This is a genomic window from Microbacterium oryzae, assembly GCF_030406385.1.
In the GTDB taxonomy this organism is placed as follows: Bacteria; Actinomycetota; Actinomycetes; order Actinomycetales; family Microbacteriaceae; genus Microbacterium; species Microbacterium oryzae_A.
In genome coordinates this window covers 44,698-61,598 of sequence record NZ_JAUEPM010000001.1, presented here as the reverse complement: position 1 = coordinate 61,598, position 16,901 = coordinate 44,698, and the positions used below count along the sequence as shown (strand labels likewise).

The window sequence follows — 16,901 nt, the reverse complement described above, 5'->3', positions numbered from 1 at the left end:
GTGGTGCGCGGCGCGAGTGTGGAGCAGGACATGTCGGAGACGAGTGCGGTGCCCGGCGCGCAGCGGCCATGGCAGGACGACGATCTCAGGGGGCGAGCCGAGACGCCCGTCGATGAGGCGCAGGCGTCGGCCGGAGGACGTCTCCGCGTCTTCCGGCGGCTGCTCGACGCGGAGCGGGCCGTTCGAGTGCGCGCGCTCGCGCAGGCGCGCGAGCGTCGGTGGTTCGACGCGGCCTCCCCGCTTCTGGTCGCGCTCGTCGACTCGGCGACGTCCGCCGATGATCTGCGACGACTGGCGATGGCGCTGCAGGCGGACGGGCGCGGAGCGACGTGGCACATCGGCGACGCCTTCGGGCTGCCCGTGCTCGTCACGTCGTGCTCGCGCGTGCCCGAGCCCGCGCGGCAGGCGCTGGAGCGCGAGGTGCGCCGCCACGGCCATCCGCACGCGCGTCTGCACGACGCGACCCTCCACCCGGACGAGGACGACCTGCTTCCCGCCGTGCGGGAGGCCTTGCACGCGCGCACCGCGATGGACGACGGCCTGCGGCTGCCTCCGGGAGTGCGGCTGCTCCTCGAGGACGTGGAGGTCCCCGTCGATCTGCTGCGCCGCGCCTCGCCCGGCGCCTTCGCCCTCTGGCGGTCGGACGACGACGCGCAGCTCGCGACCGTCGAGGCGTATCTCGACGCGGGCGGCCGGGTCTCCGAAGCGTGCCGGCGGCTCCACATCCATCGCACGACGCTCTACTACCGGCTCGAGAACCTCCCCGAGGTCGTCCGCGACGAGCTCGCGGACGGGCTGCGCCGCAGCGTGATGCACGTGGTGCTGACGACGCTCCGCTCCCGGGCGGCGGGAGAGGACGCCGCCCTCACGGGTGGATGACCGTCAGCAGCGAATCCGGATGGTCGGGCACGACGAGCGTCTGCCAGGTCGACCGCTGCCATCCGTGCTCGACGTCGTAGAACAGGCTGGTCCCGAACGTCAGCTTGCGTGCGCGCTGGCGCTCCCACAGCGCCCGGAAGGACGGGTAGCGCCGGTGGAGCGTCGCGACGAGCTCCTGGAAGCGCTCCTCGTCGGGTGCGGCCTGGAAGCGCAGGGAGTCGACGAGGCGGATGGCGGTCTCCCGCCACTCGCCGGGTGAGGGCGCCTCGTCCTCGTGCTCGAACACCTCCACGAGGAGGTTCCGCCCGACGTCGAGGAAGCCGTTCGCGACCTGGGCGCACGCGCGGTTGACGACCAGCACGTCGTGGATGCCGTTGGTGATGTAGGCCGGGTGCGGCTCCACGAGGCGGAGAATGGCGAACGCGCCCTTCGGCAGTCCGTCGCGGCGCGAGATGGCGCGTGTCGCGCTCGTCTGCGCGAGCTGCTGGAAGTACTCCGTCGTGTCCGCGTCGAGCCGCAGCGCGCGCGACAGCGACGCCACCACCTGCGGGGAGGGGAGATGCCCGTGGGCCTGCTCGAGGCGGATGTAGTAGTCGCGGTTGATGCCGGCGAGCTCGGCCACCTCCTCGCGGCGCAGACCGGGCACGCGCCTGCCGTGGTCACGGGCGAGACCCACGTCCTCGGGCTGCAGCTCGTGACGCCGACCGCGCAGGAGCTCGGCGATGAGGGTGTACCGCAGGGTCACGACGCGGTCTCCGGTCCCGTCCCCGGGCGCGCGCCTCGACGCGTGGTGGCGCCGATCGTGCGCAGCGCGTCGATGAGCGAGGCCACCTGCGCCCAGCTGAGGCCCTCGAGCAGGGCCGACTCCTGCGCGACGAGCGTGCGCATGGCGGACTCGACCCGATCGCGGCCCGCCGGCAGCAGCGTCACGATGCGGCTGCGCTGGTCGGCGGGGTTGTCGGTGCGCGCGAGATAGCCGCGCTCCTCCAGCCGCTCGATGCGGTAGGTGATGGTGCCGCTGGTGGCGGTGGTCCACGTGGCCAGCTGCGACGGCGTCATCGCCTGCTCGGGCGAGCGGCGCAGCAGCGACAGGATGTCGAACTCCCACGCGCGCAGTCCTGCGGCCGAGAACGCCGACTCGCGCACGCGCTGCAGGTCGCGGGCGACGCGGCGCAGGCGCGACATCACATCGAGCGGCGAGAGGTCGACGTCGGGCAGGATCGCCGACCAGGCGTCGATGATGAGGTCCACCTCGTCATCGCCGCTCTCGTAACCGCGCGCATCTGCCACCACCCCACAGCATAGGACGGCGCCCGCCGATCTCCTTGGCGGTGTCCGCGGCAGCGTGTACCGTCGGCCGCATCGCTCGTCTCCGGAGGTCAGGATGAAGTTCTTCCAGCGGCTTGGCCGATCGTTCATGCTGCCCGTCGCGGTGCTGCCGATCGCGGCCATCCTCGTCGGCGTCGCCTTCTTCATCCGCAACGTCGCGGGGGAGAACGTCGCGGTCACGTTCCTCAACGGCGCCGGCGGCGCGCTGCTCGACAACATGCCGATCCTGTTCGCGATCGGGATCTCGCTGGGCATGGCGTCGAAATCCGACGGCACGTCCGCGCTGGCGGGCCTCGTGTCGTGGTTGACGATCACGACGCTGCTGTCGCCGGCCAACGTCGCGCTCTTCCAGGGGGTCGAGGAGGGCGCCGTCGATCCGGCGTTCGGCGTGATCGACAACGTGTTCGTCGGCATCATCGCCGGGCTCATCGGCGCGTTCAGCTACGACCGCTTCAAGGACACGCGCCTGCCCGATGCCCTCGCGTTCTTCTCCGGCAAGCGGTCGGTCGCGATCGTCGCGGCGGGGATGTCGCTGGTCGTGGCGCTCATCCTCTTCCTCGCCTGGCCGGTCGTGTACGGCGCGCTCGTGGCCTTCGGCGAGTTCATCGCCGCGCTCGGTCCGCTCGGCGCGGGCATCTACGGCTTCATGAACCGCATCCTCATCCCGCTGGGCCTCCACCACGCGCTGAACTCCGTGTTCTGGTTCGATGTGGCGGGCATCAACGACCTCGTGAACTTCCTCGGCGGCGAGGGCGAGTACGGCGTGACCGGCCAGTACATGACGGGCTTCTTCCCGGTCATGATGTTCGGCCTGCCGGGCGCGGCGCTGGCGATGTACGTGACGGCGAAGACGACGCGGAAGAAGGTCGCGGCGGGCCTCCTCCTCTCGGGCGCGGTGTCGTCGTTCGTCGTCGGCGTGACCGAGCCGCTGGAATTCGCCTTCATGTTCCTCGCCCCGGTGCTCTACCTGATCCACGCGGTCTTCATGGGGATCTCCCTGGCGATCAGCGCCATCCTGCCGGTGCGGATGGGCTTCGGCTTCTCCGGCGGCGCGATCGACCTGCTGCTGGGATGGACGAACCCGATGGCGCAGAACCCGTGGCTCATTCCGGTCATGGGCGTGTTCTGGTTCGCCGTCTACTTCCTCGTCTTCCGCTTCGTCATCGTGCGGTTCGATCTGAAGACGCCCGGACGCGAGGACGACGAGGTCGAGACCGACGGCGTCCGGCCGGTCGACGGCGACGATCGCTTCCGGGGCACCGCCGCGCGATTCCTCGAGGCGCTCGGCGGGCAGGAGAACATCGTCGAGCTCGACAACTGCGCGACGCGGCTGCGGATGGTCGTGGCCGACGTCGCGAAGGTGGACGACGCGACGCTGCGACGTGCGGGAGCGGCTGGGGTCATGCGCCCGGGCGGCAGGGCCGTGCAGGTCGTCTACGGCCTGAACGTCCAGTTCGTGAAGGACGCGATGGAGGATCTGATGGCGGGTCGCGCCCCCGTGGCCGAGCGACGAGACGACGCGGCGGCGCCGACTCCGGTGCTCACGACGGCGCCCGCCGTCGTCCGGCTCCGTCAGCCGATCGAGGGGCGGGTCGTGCCGCTGTCGACGGTGCCCGATCCCACCTTCGCCGAGGGGATCATGGGGCCGGGCGTCGCGATCGAGCCGACCGGCGACACCGTCGTCGCACCGGCCGAGGGGCGGGTCGAACACGTCTTCCCGACCGCGCACGCGGTCGCGATGGTGCTCGCGGACGGCACCGAACTGCTCATCCACGTCGGGATCGACACCGTGGACATGGCGGGAGAGGGGTTCGAGACGCTGGTGTCCGCCGGTCAGGAGGTGACGGCCGGGACGCCGCTGCTGCGGATCGACCTCGACCGCCTGCGTGCGGCGGGTCATCCCACCATCACCCCCGTCGTCGTGCTCAACAACCCCGACGCCTCGGTTCAGATGTCTTGACCGGCTAGGGTCGAGAAGGGGGTCGTCGGCATCGTGTCGGCGTGGTGTCGCGTGCGCGGCCCACCCACCGCCGACGACAGGAGAGACTGATGGCCATCCGCCGCATCACCAGGACCGCACTCGCAGCGACCGCCACACTCGCGCTGCTTCCCGGCCTCGCGGCCTGCAGCGGGGGCGGTCAGACCGTCGAGGAGGCCTGCGAGGTCATCCAGAGCGGGAACGAGGACCTCAGCGCGAGCCTCAGCGAGATCTCGACGTCGATGACGAGCGGCGATTCGAGCTCGCTGGCCGAGCAGGTCGGCAGCGTGAACGACGAGATCAGCGCCCTGGGCGAGAAGGTCACGAACGACGAGGTGAAGCCCGCGTTCGACCGCTTCGCGGGCGCGTTCGGCGACCTCGCCGAACAGATCGACGCGATGACCGGTCTCGACATGACCGACGTCGACGCCGTCACGGAGGCGAGCGAGGCGATGACCACGTCGTCGACCGAGCTCACCGACGCACAGAGCGAGCTGACCGAGGTGTGCGGCGCGTGACGGCGTCGCCCGGGCCCCACGGCCTGGGCGGTTTGCCGCACGCATAGGGTGGACGGACGCAACCGGAAGGGGATACCCATGGCACGCATCCTGATCTTCGGAGGACACGGAAAGGTGGCGCTGCGCCTCGCGCCGCTGCTCGCCGAGCGCGGCGACGCCGTCACCGGCGTCATCCGCAATTCCGATCACGAGGCCGACGTCCGTGCGGCCGGCGCCGAGCCGGTCATCGCCGACATCGAGACGCTGGACGTCGACGGCCTGGCCGACCTCGTCCGCGGTCACGACGCCATCGTCTGGTCGGCTGGCGCGGGAGGCGGGAACCCCGCACGCACCTGGGCCGTCGACCGCGATGCGGCCATCCGCTCGATCGACGCCGCGCGCGCGGCGGGCGTCTCGCGGTACGTCATGGTGTCGTATCTCGGCGCGGGGCCGAACCACGGCGTCCCCGAGGACGACGCCTTCTACGCCTACGCGGAGTCGAAGGCGGCCGCCGACGAGCACCTGCGCGGCAGCGGCCTGGAGTACACCATCCTGCAGCCGGGCGGGCTGACCCTCGACGAGCCGACCGGTCTCATCGAGACCGCCGACCCGGGCGACGGGCGCGTCTCGCGTGGCGATGTCGCGGCCGTGGCCGCCGCCGTGCTGGCCGATGCGAGCACGGTCGGGCGCTCGATCCCGTTCGGCAACGGCAGCACGCCGATCACCGAGGCGATCGCGGCATGACCCGCCGCGCCGTGCTCGCCGTCTCGGCGGCGGGCACGGCGGGCACGGCGGCCGCGGGGCCGGCCGTGCACATCGCGCTGCCGGCATCGCCCGCGACGGACGCCGTGCTCGGACCTGTCAGAGGCCCTGGCCGGCGTCCCAGAGACGCTCGGGCGAGCCGTTGATGAGCGCGTCGATGTGCATGGCCTGCGCGTCGGTGAGCGAGGCGACGTAGTCGATGATGCCGCGGCCCGTCGCGCGCCGCCGCAGCTCGACGCCGTCTGACGCGTCGGCGAGCTCGGGCTCGTCGCGGCGCAGTCGGGCGTAGTCCTCGGCGGCGAGGTCGACGAGGTCGAGGAGGCGCCGCGGCGCCCGCCGCACGTCGTGCGGGTCGTCGAGCCAGGCGGCGAAGCCGTCGACGAGGCGCTCGAGCACGCTCGCCTGGCCGCGCTGGTACAGGGCGAGGTCGGGGCGCTCGAGGATGAAGCGCTGGTGCAGGAACTTCAGCACCGCGACCTCGTGCCACGCGTCGCGGTCGAGGCTGACGTGCCCGGAGCGGATGGGCGGGGTCTCGCTGACGGTCACGGAGTGCTGCAGCCGGGTGATCCAGGCGGCGGTGAACTGCGACAGCGTGCGCTCGGTGAGCATGGAGCCGTCGAACGGCACCGCGAGGAGACCGTCGATGACCTCGTCCGTCACCCGGGCCACGGCGGCTGCGAAGACCTCCTCGTCGGCGATCCACGGGTCCTTCGCCTCGAGTCGCCGCCACAGCAGCTCGAGCGAGCGACCGGGCGTGCGCTGCGACAGCACGAGGTCGCCCTGGGCGGCGGCGTGCAGGGCGGCGCGGTCACGGCGCCATGCGCGGAACTCGGCGGAGATCGTGGACTGGTTGAGCAGCCCCGCCCGGTAGAAGTCGTCGAGGTCGTGCAGCGAGTACGCGATGTCGTCGGCGATGTCCATCACCGAGCACTCCATCGTCTGCTGCAGCGGCGCGATCGCGGGGTAGGGAGCGCGGGCGGCGCGCATCTCGTGCGCGTCGAGCGCGAAGGCGGAGAACTTGTAGGCGCCGCTGCCGGGCGAGGCGGGAGTGATGCCGCGCGGGGCCTCCGGTCGACCGGACCAGCCGTCGCCCTCGGCGCGCAGCCACGGATACTTCAGCACCGCCGCGCGCACCGCGGCGGTCAGGTTGAGACCCGCGCCGGCCCGGTCGTACTCATCGAGCCGGGTGACGATGCGAAAGGTCTGCGCGTTGCCCTCGAAGCCGTCGCGCAGACCGAAGCGGTCGCGCGCGAGCCGGTCGAGGGCCTGCTCGCCGAGGTGGCCGAAGGGCGGATGGCCCAGGTCGTGGGCCGCGGCGGCCGCCTGCACGACGACGGGATCGCAGCCGCCGAGCCGGGCGACGATCTCGCCCTCCGGGCCCGCGCTGTGCGACAGCTGCACGGCGATGCCGCGGGCGACGGCGGCGACCTTCACCGAGTGCGTGAGCCGATTGTGGACGGCGAGTCCCGCGCCGGCCTGGGCGATGACCTGGGTGACCGCCGACAGGCGCGAGTAGTACGGAGAGAAGCGTATGCGCTCCACGTCGACGCGGTACTCCGGATTGCGCTCGCGCCGCTGGTACTCGTCGATCGCCTCGGGCACGCGCCGCGCCGTGCGCGGGTCGTCGTCGAGAGCGGCGCCGGCGTCGGCGGCAGGTGCATCCGTCATCCGACCGATGCTACCGGCCGTCCGCGCCGCGACGACGTCGCAGCCGCCGGCGTCGCGGCGTCTGCTCGGGCGCCGCGACGGCGCGAGCCGCCTGCCGGCGCTCCTCCCGTCGGGCGGCCCATCCGGCCACCTCGGCATCGATGTCCACGAGCGGCGTGACAACGGGCGGGCCGCCGAGCAGCTGCATGCGCGCGAGCTTCACACGGCGGTTGAAGTCGTCGAGGTGCTCGCGCACGTCCTGCTCGCGCGACATCGTGTCGAGCGTCTGCGCGAGGCCGGCGTGCTCCGAGCGCAGCTGCAGGGCGGGCGGGCCGAGCCCGGTCAGCCCCTCGCGTTCGATCTTGCGGCGGATCCACCAGTCGGGGTCGTGCGATTCGCCGAGGCCCTCGAGGGGGCGCCCGGCACCGGGCAGGTCGTCGAACTCGCCGCGGCGCATCGCCTGCTGGATGACCATCTCGACGTAGGCGGGTCGATCGGTCAGCCCGGGAGCGCCCGCGGAGCCCGTCGGGGTGTCGTCCGTCTCGCCGAGCTCCTCGCGCATGCGATCGATGCGGTACTGGACCGCGCTCAAGCGCGGGTCGACGTGCTCCTCGTCGCGTGCTGCCATGGCGTCACCTCCGCGCCTCCAGGCTACGACGCGCGAGCGGGGCGCGGGTCGTCAGGCGGGGAGCTCGGCCCGCAGCCGGCCGAGGTGCTCCGCGGTGATGTCGTCCTCGGCGCGCTCCGGCGTCGGCATCTCCCGGACGACCTCGAACGGCTCAGTCATCGCCTCGCCGTCCACGCGCACGTCGAGATGGGTGACCGCGTCGCCGCGGGCGTGCAGCCACCGCGCCATGTCGTAGTCGCTGGGGGAGTCTCCCGCCGTGAACCAGCGGCTGGGCGCGGCCATCCGCTGCTCGACGAGGGAGAGCGCGCGGGCGGCGCCGAGCGCCTTGCCGGCGTCGACGTGCTCGATATCGATGGAGATGATCGTCGGGATGATGTGGAACCGGTCGCTCAGCCCCTGGTCGTCGATGACCTGCTGGCAGGCGCGGACGAGCGCGGGCTGTGCCGCGAGGTACGCCTCGCTCGCGACGTCGAGGTTCTGCTCGATGGAGATCATCGTGCGCTTGGTGTCGTCCCAGAACATGAGGTCGGTGTGCTGGTCGGCGAGTGCGCGGATGGCGTCCGTGAGCGCCTGCGGCGGCCGCAGCTCGAGGTCGGCGTGGATCTCGCCGACCCGCACCTCCGGCGCATCGGGCTCGAGCGAGAACCAGGTCGCGCCCTTCTCGCCCACGCCCCATACGGGAGCGTCGGGTCGGAGGCCGGCAGCCGCGAGCTCCGGGATCACGCGCTCGACGAGGAACGCCGTGGAGCGGCCCGTGTTGAACACGACGGGCGCGCCGGCGTGGGCGAGCGCGACGAGGTCGGGCGCGATCGAGGTCACGCGCAGCGTGCGGGTGACGGTGCTCGCGAGCGGGCCGTCGACGTCGAGGAGGAGTCCGATGGTCACCGGACCATCCTCTCCGATCCGCCGAGCGTCGGCGTCAGGCGGGCACGTCCAGAGTGCGGCTCGCATCCCACGGGAGGGTCCATCCGAGCCGGTCGAATATCGCGTCGAGCACGCCGGCGGTGAAGCCCCACACCACGCGCTCCTCGCCCGTGCGAGGGTCGGGCACGACGAACGCCGGCCCGCGCCAGGTTCTGCCGCGATGGCGCGTGACCGACGTGAAGCGGAACGCGGGCGAGAGCAGGTCGGCGACCGGCGCGCGGAACACGGCCGAGGACTCGCCGACGTCCACGACGCGCACGGCGGACGGTCGGCGCCACCAGGCGAGGACGGGCGTGACGAGATGGCCGGAGGCGGGCACGGGAATGGCCGCGAGCTCGCCGAGCACGTCGACTCCGGCGGGGTCGAGCCCGGTCTCCTCGTGCGCCTCGCGCAGCGCGGCGGCGGTGACGTCGGCGTCGTGCGAGTCGACGCGGCCGCCGGGAAAGGCGACCTCTCCCGGGTGCGACCGCAGGGTCGTCGCCCGGGCCAGCAGCAGCACATCGAGATCGCGCGAGACCTCGCTGTGCGCGCCGGCCGCTTGCGGAGCGGGCGCGCCGGCGGCTTGCGGAGCGGGCGCGCCGGCGGCAGGCAGGTCGTCGAGCACCCCGAACAGGACGAGGACGGCGGCCGGGCGGCCAGCTGCGGGCATCATGCGCGCCCGCTCCGCCGCCCAGGGCCCCGCGAAGTCGTGATCCGCGGCGAGGGCCTCCAGCTGCGCGCGGGCGGTGGCGGGCGGCAGGGGCTCGGACGGCATGGTCCCGAGCGTAGCCGCCGGCGCGCTTGCTCCGCGTGACCTGAGAACGCGCGGGCGAGCTGCGCGTCACCGTGTCCCGCGCGGGGCCCCGGCTTAGCATTGCGCTATGAGGACGAGATCGACCGGACGCACGCGGGCTCTCACCCGAGCGGCGGGTGCCGCGGTCGTGACCGCTCTCCTCCTCGCCGGAGCTCCCGCCGTCGCATCCGCGCAGACGTCGCCATCCCCGTCGACCGAGCCGGTGCCATCCGCCTCGGTCGAGCCCTCGCCATCCGCAGCCCCGCCTGCGGAGCCGACGGTTCGCGTGGAAGCGGCTTCGTCCGACGCGTACGCGGCCCGGGCGGCGCAGATCGTCGCCGAGATGACCCCCGCGCAGCGAGCGGGGACCGTTGTGATGGGGCACATCCCGTCGCGTGATGCGGAGACCGTGCGGTCGTACCTCGCCGACAGCAACCTCGGCGGCTTCCTCCTGATGGGCGCGAACGTCGGGTGGGAGGAGCAGACGCGCGCGCTCACCGACGCCATGACCGTCGACCCTGCGCTGCCACCGCTCATCGCGGTGGACCAGGAGGGAGGCGTGGTGTCCCGTCTCTACTGGGATGACGCGGCCTCTGCGCGCGTGCTGCGCGACCAGTCGCCGGGTGCGACGGAGACCGCCTTCGCGGCCCGCGGGGCGCTCGTCGCGCGTGCCGGCATCAGCGTCAACTTCGGGATCGTCGCCGACACGACCGCAGACACCGGCTCGTTCATCTGGAGCCGGGTGCTCGGCGAGACGCCGAGCGCGGCGACGTCGCGGGTCGCGGCGGCTGTGAGCGGCGAGTCGCCGTACGTGCTGTCGGCGCTCAAGCACTTCCCCGGGCACGGGCCGGTGCGCGAGGACTCGCACTTCACCATCCCCGCGACGGATACGACGCTGTCGCGGTGGAACTCGCGGGACGCGCGCCCGTTTCTGGCCGGCATCTCCGCGCAGGCGCCGCTGGTCATGATGGGGCACCTCTCCTACACGGCCGTCGACCCGGCGCCGGCGTCGCTCTCACCCGAGTGGTACCGGATCCTGCGCGATGAGCTCGGCTTCGAGGGCGTCGCCGTCACGGACGACCTCGGGATGCTCGTGCAGAGCGGGCGCCCGGAGTACCAGGACCCCGTGCAGAACGCGATCATGGCGCTCTCCGCCGGCGCGGACCTCGTGCTCACCGTCGCCAGCTCGACGGCGCAGACCGCTCCCGACATGGCTGCGGGCATCGCCGCGGCGGTGGACTCGGGGACGCTGTCGGAGGAGCGACTGACCGAGGCGGCGACCCGCGTCGTCGCGCTGCGCCTCCAGGCCGGCGGCGCGGGGCGTTCGCTGCTGCCGTGCGAGGGGGAGTGCGCCGCGCCCCAGGGCTGACCGCTTCGCGAGCCGGCCTTCTCTCCGGGCCCGGCCTTCTGAGCATGTCCCACTTGTGCACCCCAAGACCGGGTCTTGGGGTGCACAAGTGGGACATGCGGTTGTGTCGTTGCCGCTGGGGCAGCTACTTTTCGGCGCGCGTGGCGGATGACTGAGGTCGCCTGCTGAGTTAAGTAGAGCGCTTGATACTCTGCCGCCGATCTGGCTCGCGCGACGAGCGGATGAGGTGCTAAGGCACTGAAGGAGATTGAGTGGGAGCGTCGTTTTAAGCGTCGTCGTGTGCACAGCGTGCGCGCGTCGGCGTGTCTGAGGTGGGTTTTCCACACCTGCTGGATGTTCGGTTGTCCGGTCCGGGAATGTCGGTGGTGGCTTCTATCGTGAGGGCATGGTCAAAGATGCCAGGCCGGTCTCGCGAACCGCTCCCGCCACTTCGGTGGGTGCGGTCGCGGAGCTGCTGGACGGGGTCTTGGGGCTGGTCGAGCAGCTTCCCGACGCGGAGCTCGTGGCGCTGACGGGGCGGGTGGAGCAGCTGGGCCGGATGGTTGACGCCGTCCGCGTTCGAACGGCGGGAGAGGTGACGCGACGTTCGGGGCGCGGGTTGGAGCATCCGCTGTCGGAGGGGCTGGGGTGCCGCACCGGGAGGGAGGTGCTGGAGCGGGTGACCGGGGTGCCGGGGGTGACGCTCTCCTCGCGGGCGCGGTTGGATGAGCGGACCCGGCAGCGGGAGTCCGCGACGGGGTTGCCGCTGCTGCCGGAGCGCCCGGTCCTCGCGGCGGCCCTGGCGGCCGGGCGGATCGGGGTGGAGCCGGCGGCGCTGCTGGTGAAGGCGTTCGATACGGCGTCGAAGGCGCTGCCGGCCGAGGAGCGGTACAAGATCGATGCGATGGAGGCGCACCTGGTCGGCATCGCCACCGGCGCGATCGGCTCCGACCTCGACGACGCTGCCGTTCCCGGTCCGCTTGTCGACCTCCTGGACCCCGCGACCGAGACCGCTGCAGACGCCGCTGGCGCCGATGCCGACGCGGAAGCGGATGCGGAAGCCGATGGTGCTGCCGCAGGTGGGGTGTTGCCGCCGCCGTGGAGCGTGGTGAAGGCGCACGCGGATGCGTGGGTCGATGTGCTCACGGCGGACGGGTTCGATCCGGACCATGAACACGACAAGGCGCTCCGCGCTCGGAGCCTCACGGTCACGGAGCTTCCGAACGGGAACTTCCGGGTGAACGGGGTCCTCGTCCCCGAAGCAGGCGCCCTTCTGCAGGTCCTCCTCGCCGCGCACACGAACCCCGCCCGCACCGTGGCGTTCGCCGGCGATTCCGCTGACGAACAGGTGGCGGCGCCCGAGGGCGGCGGTTTCATCGACGGAACCGCTCCCGAGGATCGAGGCGATGCGGCCTGGGAGTCGGACGAAATCGTCCACGACCCGCGCACGGCCACGCAGAAGCGTCACGACGCGCTCATGGCGATGCTGCAGGCCGCCTCCCGCGCAGCCGAGACTCCAACCCTCGGCGGCGCCGCCCCCACGGTCATGGTCCACGTCGCGCAGCAGGACCTCGCGTCCACGCGGTTCCCCGAGTCTGCGTGGGGCGACGAGCCCGCATGGGACGAGCCACCACCGCCCCCACCGCCCTCACCGCCCCCGCCGCCATCAGCGCCGAGTCGCTCGAAGCACGGCATCGCGCATCTCGACGGGGTCCACCGGGCCGTGCCGGCGTCCGTCGCCCGGCGGATCGGGTGCAGCGGCGACATCCTCCGCGCCGTGCACGCCCCGAACGGCAGGATCCTGTCCCTCACCAGCGTGCAGCGCACCTTCACCGCCACCCAGCGCAAAGCGATCGTCGCCCGCGATGGCGGGTGCATCATCCCCGGGTGCACGATCCCCGCCGCCTGGTGCGAGATCCACCACGTCCAAGACCACGCCCGAGGCGGCCCCACCCGCACCGACAACGGCGTCCTGCTGTGCTGGTGGCACCACCACCACCTCGAACACTCCGGATGGGACATCCAGATACGAAACGGCGCCCCCTACATCGCCGCCCCGAACTGGATCGACCGACACCACCGCTACCGGCCCGCCCCCACCTCCACCACCCGACTCCACACGAGAATTCGATGGACCCAGCGATGACCCGCGGTGCAGCTACCGAGAAGGCCCACACGCGTTGCGTCCAGCAGCGATCAGCCCTTGCCCTGCCACGCCGTGAGGATCTGCGCACGCAGCGCGTTGGCACGAGGCGCGAGTTCACGCTGGCGGCGCACGTACTCGGCCTTGCCCTCGGGCGTCTCGATCGCGACGGGCTCGAAGCCCCAGTCGGCGAGGTCGTACGGCGACGCCTCCATGTCGAGTCGGCGAATGTCTCGAGCGAGTTCGAATGCGTCGAGCAGCAGCTCCCCGGGAACGAGGGGCCCGAGCTTCACTGCCCACTTGTAGACGTCCATGCCCGCGTGCAGGCACCCGGGCTGCTCGCGCTCCGGCTGCCCTTCGCGGCTCAGCAGCTCGCGGTTCCGCGGCACGGCGTCGGGCGTGAAGAACCGGAACGCGTCGAAGTGCGTGCACCGCAGCTCGTGCGAATCGACCACGGCGTCCGTCGCGTCCTGCCCGAGGCGCAGGGGCTGCGGATGGCGGTGGTCACCCTGTCGGTAGACCATCGCCCACTCGTGCAAGCCGAAGCACCCGAACTGGCCCGGCCGCGACGCCGTCCGGCGCAGGATGGCGCCGATGAGGGACAGCAGGTGCGGCTTCGCGGCCTCGAATCCGTCGCGGTCGACCACGAGCGACCCCGGAGCTGTCCCTGACGTGTACCAGCGCCATCCGGCCCGCTCGTCGGACGCAGCATCGTCGAGCTCGACGCCGGGACCCGGATGCCAGCGCCGCAGCACCGACGGCTTGTACGAGTAGTACGTGAAGAGAAAGTCCCATACCGGGTGCTTCTCGCCGCGCGCGGCGCGGGCACGGTGCTCCGCCGTCAGCGCATCCGCGCGGGCGACGTGTGCCTCCTCCCGCGCACGCCATTCGGCAGAGGCCAACGTCGTCATCTCAGTGGGCGAGGATGGCGCTCATTGCGCGGGAGAGGTACCAGGGGTCGACGACCGCCGTGAGCTCGCGCGCCGAGTGCATCGAGAGGATCGGCACGCCGACATCGACGGTGCGGATGCCGAGGCGCGTCGCCGAGATCGGACCGATCGTCGAACCGCACGGGATGGCGTTGTTCGATACGAACTCCTGCGACGGAACGTCGGCCGACCGGCACGCGGCGTTCCACGCGGCGGCTCCGTGGGCGTCGGTCGCGTAGCGCTGGTTCGCGTTGATCTTGAGGATGGGGCCGCCGCCGACCATCGGCTGGTTGGCCGGGTCGTGGCGATCGGCGTAGTTCGGGTGCACGGCGTGCCCGACGTCGCTCGAGACGTGCAGCGACGCCGCATACGCCCGCGCGCGCTCCTCGGGCCCCGCGCCGAGCGCCGTCGAGACGCGCACGAGCACCTCTTCATGGAACGGCCCCGCCGCGCCCGACCGAGACGCACTGCCGATCTCCTCGTGGTCGAACGCAGCGAACATCGCGATCGCATCGGTCGGCCGGGCATCGCGGATGGCGGTGAGCGCGGCATGCGTCGACAGCAGGTTGTCGAGACGGCCGGACGCGAAGAGCGCCTCGTCCGCGCCGAACGCGCGCGGGGTCTGCGTGTCGGCGACGACGAGGTCGTAGCCGTCGATCGCGTCGGCGGTCGTGCCGGCGAGCTCCGCGACGACGGCGAGGATGTCCGCGCTCTCCCGGTCGCCGAAGCCCCAGACCGGCTGCGTGTGGCGCTGCTTGTCGAGTGCGAGGCCGTCGTTCACCGAGCGGTCGAGGTGCACGGCGAGCTGCGGGAGGCGCAGCAGGGGACCGGTCCGCACGAGGTGCTCCCTGCCATCCGCCGTCACCACGCGCCCGGCGAGCTCGAGCTCACGGTCGAGCCAGGAGTTCAGCAGCGGGCCGCCGTAGATCTCGACGCCCAGCTGCCACCACCCACCCGGGCCGGTGGTCGTGGGCTTCGGCTTGAGCTTGAAGCCGGGGGAGTCGGTGTGCGCGCCCACGATGGCGAACGGCGTCGTCGCGGTCGCGCCATGCGGCACGACGAACGCGATCACGGACCCGTCGCGCACGACGACGTATCGACCGCCGGGAGCGATATCCCACGCCTCCGCTTCGCTCAGGCGGATGAAGCCCTCGGTCACCAGACGCCTCGCCGCCTCGTCGGCGGCGTGGTACGACGACGGCGACGCGCTCACGAAGGCGGCGAGGTCGTCGATGTGGGCGCGTGCGGCAGTCGGGACGGTCATCCCTCCAGGGTATCGAGCGCTCGCTGGGCGACGCCCACCCCGACGGTCACTCCACTGGCTCGATGAGCTCCGGAGAGTCGTTGCGCACATTCCCCACCGCCGCCGAGACGCGGTGGTAGGTGAGCTGCTCGGCCACGCGCGGGGCGTCGTCGAGCGCGGCGTCGAGGATGTCGAGCGGGTAGTCCACGTCCGTGTCGAGCCACGCGTCCGCGTGGTCGGCGTCGAGGAAGACGGGCATCCGCTGGTGCACGGACCCGAGCTGCCCGATCGCCTCGCGCGTGAGGATGGTGAAGCTCAGCATCCAGCGTGACGGATCGTCGGCCGCCTTCGCCGGGTCCTTCCACCACTCGTAGAGTCCGGCGAGGAGGAGCGCCTCCTCCTCGGACGGGTGGATGAAGAGCGGCACCTTGCCCTCCTCGGTGACCTGCCACTCGTAGTAGCCCGTCACCGGGACGACCGCGCGGCGCTTCTGCAGCGCGGGTGCGAACATCCGCTTCTCCTCGAGCTCCTCAGCGCGGGCGTTGAAGGCGCGGACGCCGATGGACGGATCCTTCGCCCACGACGGGACGAGTCCCCACCGCGCGGACTCGAGCCGCCGAGTCGGCGGATCGGTCTTCGCGGAGTCCAGCACGATCGCGGCCTGCGCGGTGGGCGCGACGTTGAACGAGGGCGCGGGGAGGTCGTCCGAGACGAGATCCACGCGCAGCTGACCGACCAGTTCCGAGCCCACCCGGGCCACGACGAAGCGTCCGCACACGGTGGCAGGCTACGCCTTCAGGAGTCCGACAGCCTCGAGCCGCTCGGCGAGCCCCGCCCCGTCGCCCGCCGTCACCCACGGCACGCCGGCAGCGCTGTGGTCGTCGACGACGGTGCGACCGCCGGCGAGCACGGCCTGCGCGGGCGAGAGACGACGGATGGCCACGGCCGAGACGGAGTCCGGATGCTTGCGCGTGAACTCGGTGTAGATCTCGTCGTCGTGCTGGCCGTCGTCGCCGATGAGGAGCCACGCGATGTCGGGGAACTCCTCGGCGAGGCGCAGGAGGTTCATGCGCTTGTGATCGCTGCCGCTGCGGAACCACCGCTCGTGGGTGGGGCCCCAGTCGGTCAGGAGCATGGATCCGGGTGGGAAGAGATGCCGCGAGAGGAATGAAGTGAGGGTGGGGGCGATGTTCCATGCCCCCGTCGACAGGTACAGCATGGGGGCGCCCGGGTTCTCGCGGACGATGCGCTCGAGGAGCACGGCCATCCCCGGAACCGGCTGACGGGCGTGAGTGTGGATGACGAACGAGTTCCACGCGGCCAGGAGCGGACGCGGAAGCGCGGTCACCATGACCGTGTCGTCGACGTCGGAGACGATGCCGAACCGCACGTCGGGGTCGACGACGAACACGCGCCCGGATGTCTCGCTGCCGCCCTCGACCGACAGCCGGAAGGTCTGCCATCCGGGTTCGAGGTCGGCGGGCACCACCGCGTCGATCACGCCGCCGCGGTCGGCGACGACCTCGTGCGTGGCACCGCCCACAGTCACGGTGACCTTCGCGAACGCGATCGGGATGCCGGCGAAGGATCGCCAGCCGCGAACGCTCGCCGCCTCGCCCTCGGGCGTGCTGCGCGGCGCCGGCACGATCAGGACGCGACCGAGGACGCGGATCCACCCCTTCCCGCCGTAGCCCGAGAAGGGGACGGCGGTGGGCACGCGCCCCTTGCGGCGCGCGACGCGCTCGCGCCATGCATGGAACCGGCGCTCGAGCCGCGCGACCCAGTGGATCTTGTCCGGGGCGGGTGTCAAGGAGGACATCGC

16 protein-coding genes are annotated in these 16,901 nt (G+C 72.1%); 6 read left to right on the top strand and 10 right to left on the bottom strand.

The features are described from left to right. The first annotated feature begins 30 nt into the window (after window positions 1-30). On the top strand, window positions 31-879 hold the full coding sequence (locus QWJ90_RS00330; protein ID WP_290105569.1) for a helix-turn-helix domain-containing protein: 849 nt from the start codon (window positions 31-33) through the stop codon (window positions 877-879). Here the strand turns inward: QWJ90_RS00330 and QWJ90_RS00325 are convergent. Both QWJ90_RS00325 and QWJ90_RS00320 read right to left on the bottom strand, forming a co-directional pair. Then, window positions 866-1,624 (bottom strand): helix-turn-helix domain-containing protein, encoded by a 759-nt coding sequence (locus QWJ90_RS00325; RefSeq protein WP_290105567.1) that lies wholly within the window; start codon window positions 1,622-1,624, stop codon window positions 866-868. The two genes, QWJ90_RS00330 and QWJ90_RS00325, sit on opposite strands and share 14 nt — an antisense overlap. After that, a complete protein-coding gene (locus QWJ90_RS00320) occupies window positions 1,621-2,169 on the bottom strand; it encodes a MarR family winged helix-turn-helix transcriptional regulator (protein WP_290105566.1) in 549 nt (182 codons plus the stop codon). The genes QWJ90_RS00325 and QWJ90_RS00320 overlap by 4 nt, the downstream gene beginning before the upstream one ends. A 94-nt stretch (window positions 2,170-2,263) precedes the next feature. Here QWJ90_RS00320 and nagE point away from each other — a divergent pair, with 94 nt between their 5' ends. From nagE to QWJ90_RS00305, 3 genes are all read left to right on the top strand, one after another. Then, window positions 2,264-4,168 carry an N-acetylglucosamine-specific PTS transporter subunit IIBC gene (gene nagE / locus QWJ90_RS00315; RefSeq protein ID WP_290105564.1) on the top strand — a complete coding sequence of 635 codons (1,905 nt, stop codon included), beginning with the start codon at window positions 2,264-2,266 and terminating at the stop codon, window positions 4,166-4,168. 89 nt (window positions 4,169-4,257) lie between these two features. Beyond that, window positions 4,258-4,704 (top strand): hypothetical protein, encoded by a 447-nt coding sequence (locus tag QWJ90_RS00310; RefSeq protein ID WP_290105562.1) that lies wholly within the window; start codon window positions 4,258-4,260, stop codon window positions 4,702-4,704. 78 nt (window positions 4,705-4,782) lie between these two features. Next, window positions 4,783-5,427, top strand: coding sequence for an SDR family oxidoreductase (locus QWJ90_RS00305; RefSeq protein WP_290105561.1), 645 nt, complete (start codon window positions 4,783-4,785; stop codon window positions 5,425-5,427). Between the two features lie 117 nt (window positions 5,428-5,544). On the opposite strand, the gene QWJ90_RS00300 is transcribed toward QWJ90_RS00305, so the two are convergent. Genes QWJ90_RS00300 through QWJ90_RS00285 form a run of 4 tightly spaced genes read right to left on the bottom strand, consistent with a single transcriptional unit; the run spans window position 5,545 to window position 9,398 of the window. Then, window positions 5,545-7,113, bottom strand: a complete 1,569-nt coding sequence (locus QWJ90_RS00300; protein WP_290105560.1) for a deoxyguanosinetriphosphate triphosphohydrolase family protein — start codon at window positions 7,111-7,113, stop codon at window positions 5,545-5,547. A 10-nt stretch (window positions 7,114-7,123) separates the two neighbouring features. After that, complete coding sequence (locus tag QWJ90_RS00295; RefSeq protein ID WP_290105559.1) at window positions 7,124-7,720, bottom strand: DUF1992 domain-containing protein; 597 nt, start codon at window positions 7,718-7,720, stop codon at window positions 7,124-7,126. A gap of 51 nt (window positions 7,721-7,771) precedes the next feature. Then, window positions 7,772-8,605: a hypothetical protein gene (locus tag QWJ90_RS00290; protein WP_290105558.1), complete on the bottom strand. Its 834-nt coding sequence runs from the start codon at window positions 8,603-8,605 to the stop codon at window positions 7,772-7,774. A gap of 34 nt (window positions 8,606-8,639) precedes the next feature. Next, window positions 8,640-9,398 carry an NUDIX hydrolase gene (locus QWJ90_RS00285; protein ID WP_290105557.1) on the bottom strand — a complete coding sequence of 253 codons (759 nt, stop codon included), beginning with the start codon at window positions 9,396-9,398 and terminating at the stop codon, window positions 8,640-8,642. Window positions 9,399-9,504: 106 nt separating this feature from the next. Here QWJ90_RS00285 and QWJ90_RS00280 point away from each other — a divergent pair, with 106 nt between their 5' ends. Beyond that, on the top strand, window positions 9,505-10,785 hold the full coding sequence (locus QWJ90_RS00280) for a glycoside hydrolase family 3 N-terminal domain-containing protein (protein WP_290105556.1): 1,281 nt from the start codon (window positions 9,505-9,507) through the stop codon (window positions 10,783-10,785). 385 nt (window positions 10,786-11,170) lie between these two features. After that, the gene (locus QWJ90_RS00275) at window positions 11,171-12,910 is read left to right on the top strand and encodes an HNH endonuclease signature motif containing protein (RefSeq protein ID WP_290105555.1); all 1,740 of its coding nucleotides are present in this window, start codon (window positions 11,171-11,173) and stop codon (window positions 12,908-12,910) included. Between the two features lie 50 nt (window positions 12,911-12,960). Here the strand turns inward: QWJ90_RS00275 and QWJ90_RS00270 are convergent, their stop codons facing one another. Genes QWJ90_RS00270 through QWJ90_RS00255 form a run of 4 tightly spaced genes read right to left on the bottom strand, consistent with a single transcriptional unit; the run spans window position 12,961 to window position 16,898 of the window. Beyond that, window positions 12,961-13,818, bottom strand: coding sequence for a 3-methyladenine DNA glycosylase (locus QWJ90_RS00270; protein ID WP_290105554.1), 858 nt, complete (start codon window positions 13,816-13,818; stop codon window positions 12,961-12,963). Between the two features lies 1 nt (window position 13,819). Beyond that, entirely contained in the window at window positions 13,820-15,100 is a 1,281-nt protein-coding gene (locus tag QWJ90_RS00265; RefSeq protein ID WP_290105553.1) for a M18 family aminopeptidase, read from the bottom strand. A 46-nt stretch (window positions 15,101-15,146) separates the two neighbouring features. Continuing rightward, window positions 15,147-15,857, bottom strand: coding sequence for an SOS response-associated peptidase (locus tag QWJ90_RS00260; protein WP_290105551.1), 711 nt, complete (start codon window positions 15,855-15,857; stop codon window positions 15,147-15,149). A gap of 9 nt (window positions 15,858-15,866) precedes the next feature. Further along, complete coding sequence (locus QWJ90_RS00255; RefSeq protein ID WP_290105550.1) at window positions 15,867-16,898, bottom strand: App1 family protein; 1,032 nt, start codon at window positions 16,896-16,898, stop codon at window positions 15,867-15,869. Window positions 16,899-16,901: the final 3 nt, after the last annotated feature.

Bases quoted from the DNA above. Each gene is read 5' to 3' on its own strand.
- QWJ90_RS00270 (WP_290105554.1), bottom strand. From the start codon at position 13,818: ATGACGACGTTGGCCTCTGCCGAATGGCGTGCGCGGGAGGAGGCACAC.
- QWJ90_RS00280 (WP_290105556.1), top strand. From the start codon at position 9,505: ATGAGGACGAGATCGACCGGACGCACGCGGGCTCTCACCCGAGCGGCG.
- QWJ90_RS00300 (WP_290105560.1), bottom strand. From the start codon at position 7,113: ATGACGGATGCACCTGCCGCCGACGCCGGCGCCGCTCTCGACGACGAC.
- QWJ90_RS00285 (WP_290105557.1), bottom strand. From the start codon at position 9,398: ATGCCGTCCGAGCCCCTGCCGCCCGCCACCGCCCGCGCGCAGCTGGAG.
- nagE (WP_290105564.1), top strand. From the start codon at position 2,264: ATGAAGTTCTTCCAGCGGCTTGGCCGATCGTTCATGCTGCCCGTCGCG.
- QWJ90_RS00265 (WP_290105553.1), bottom strand. From the start codon at position 15,100: ATGACCGTCCCGACTGCCGCACGCGCCCACATCGACGACCTCGCCGCC.
- QWJ90_RS00275 (WP_290105555.1), top strand. From the start codon at position 11,171: ATGGTCAAAGATGCCAGGCCGGTCTCGCGAACCGCTCCCGCCACTTCG.
- QWJ90_RS00330 (WP_290105569.1), top strand. From the start codon at position 31: ATGTCGGAGACGAGTGCGGTGCCCGGCGCGCAGCGGCCATGGCAGGAC.
- QWJ90_RS00310 (WP_290105562.1), top strand. From the start codon at position 4,258: ATGGCCATCCGCCGCATCACCAGGACCGCACTCGCAGCGACCGCCACA.
- QWJ90_RS00305 (WP_290105561.1), top strand. From the start codon at position 4,783: ATGGCACGCATCCTGATCTTCGGAGGACACGGAAAGGTGGCGCTGCGC.
- QWJ90_RS00255 (WP_290105550.1), bottom strand. From the start codon at position 16,898: ATGTCCTCCTTGACACCCGCCCCGGACAAGATCCACTGGGTCGCGCGG.
- QWJ90_RS00295 (WP_290105559.1), bottom strand. From the start codon at position 7,720: ATGGCAGCACGCGACGAGGAGCACGTCGACCCGCGCTTGAGCGCGGTC.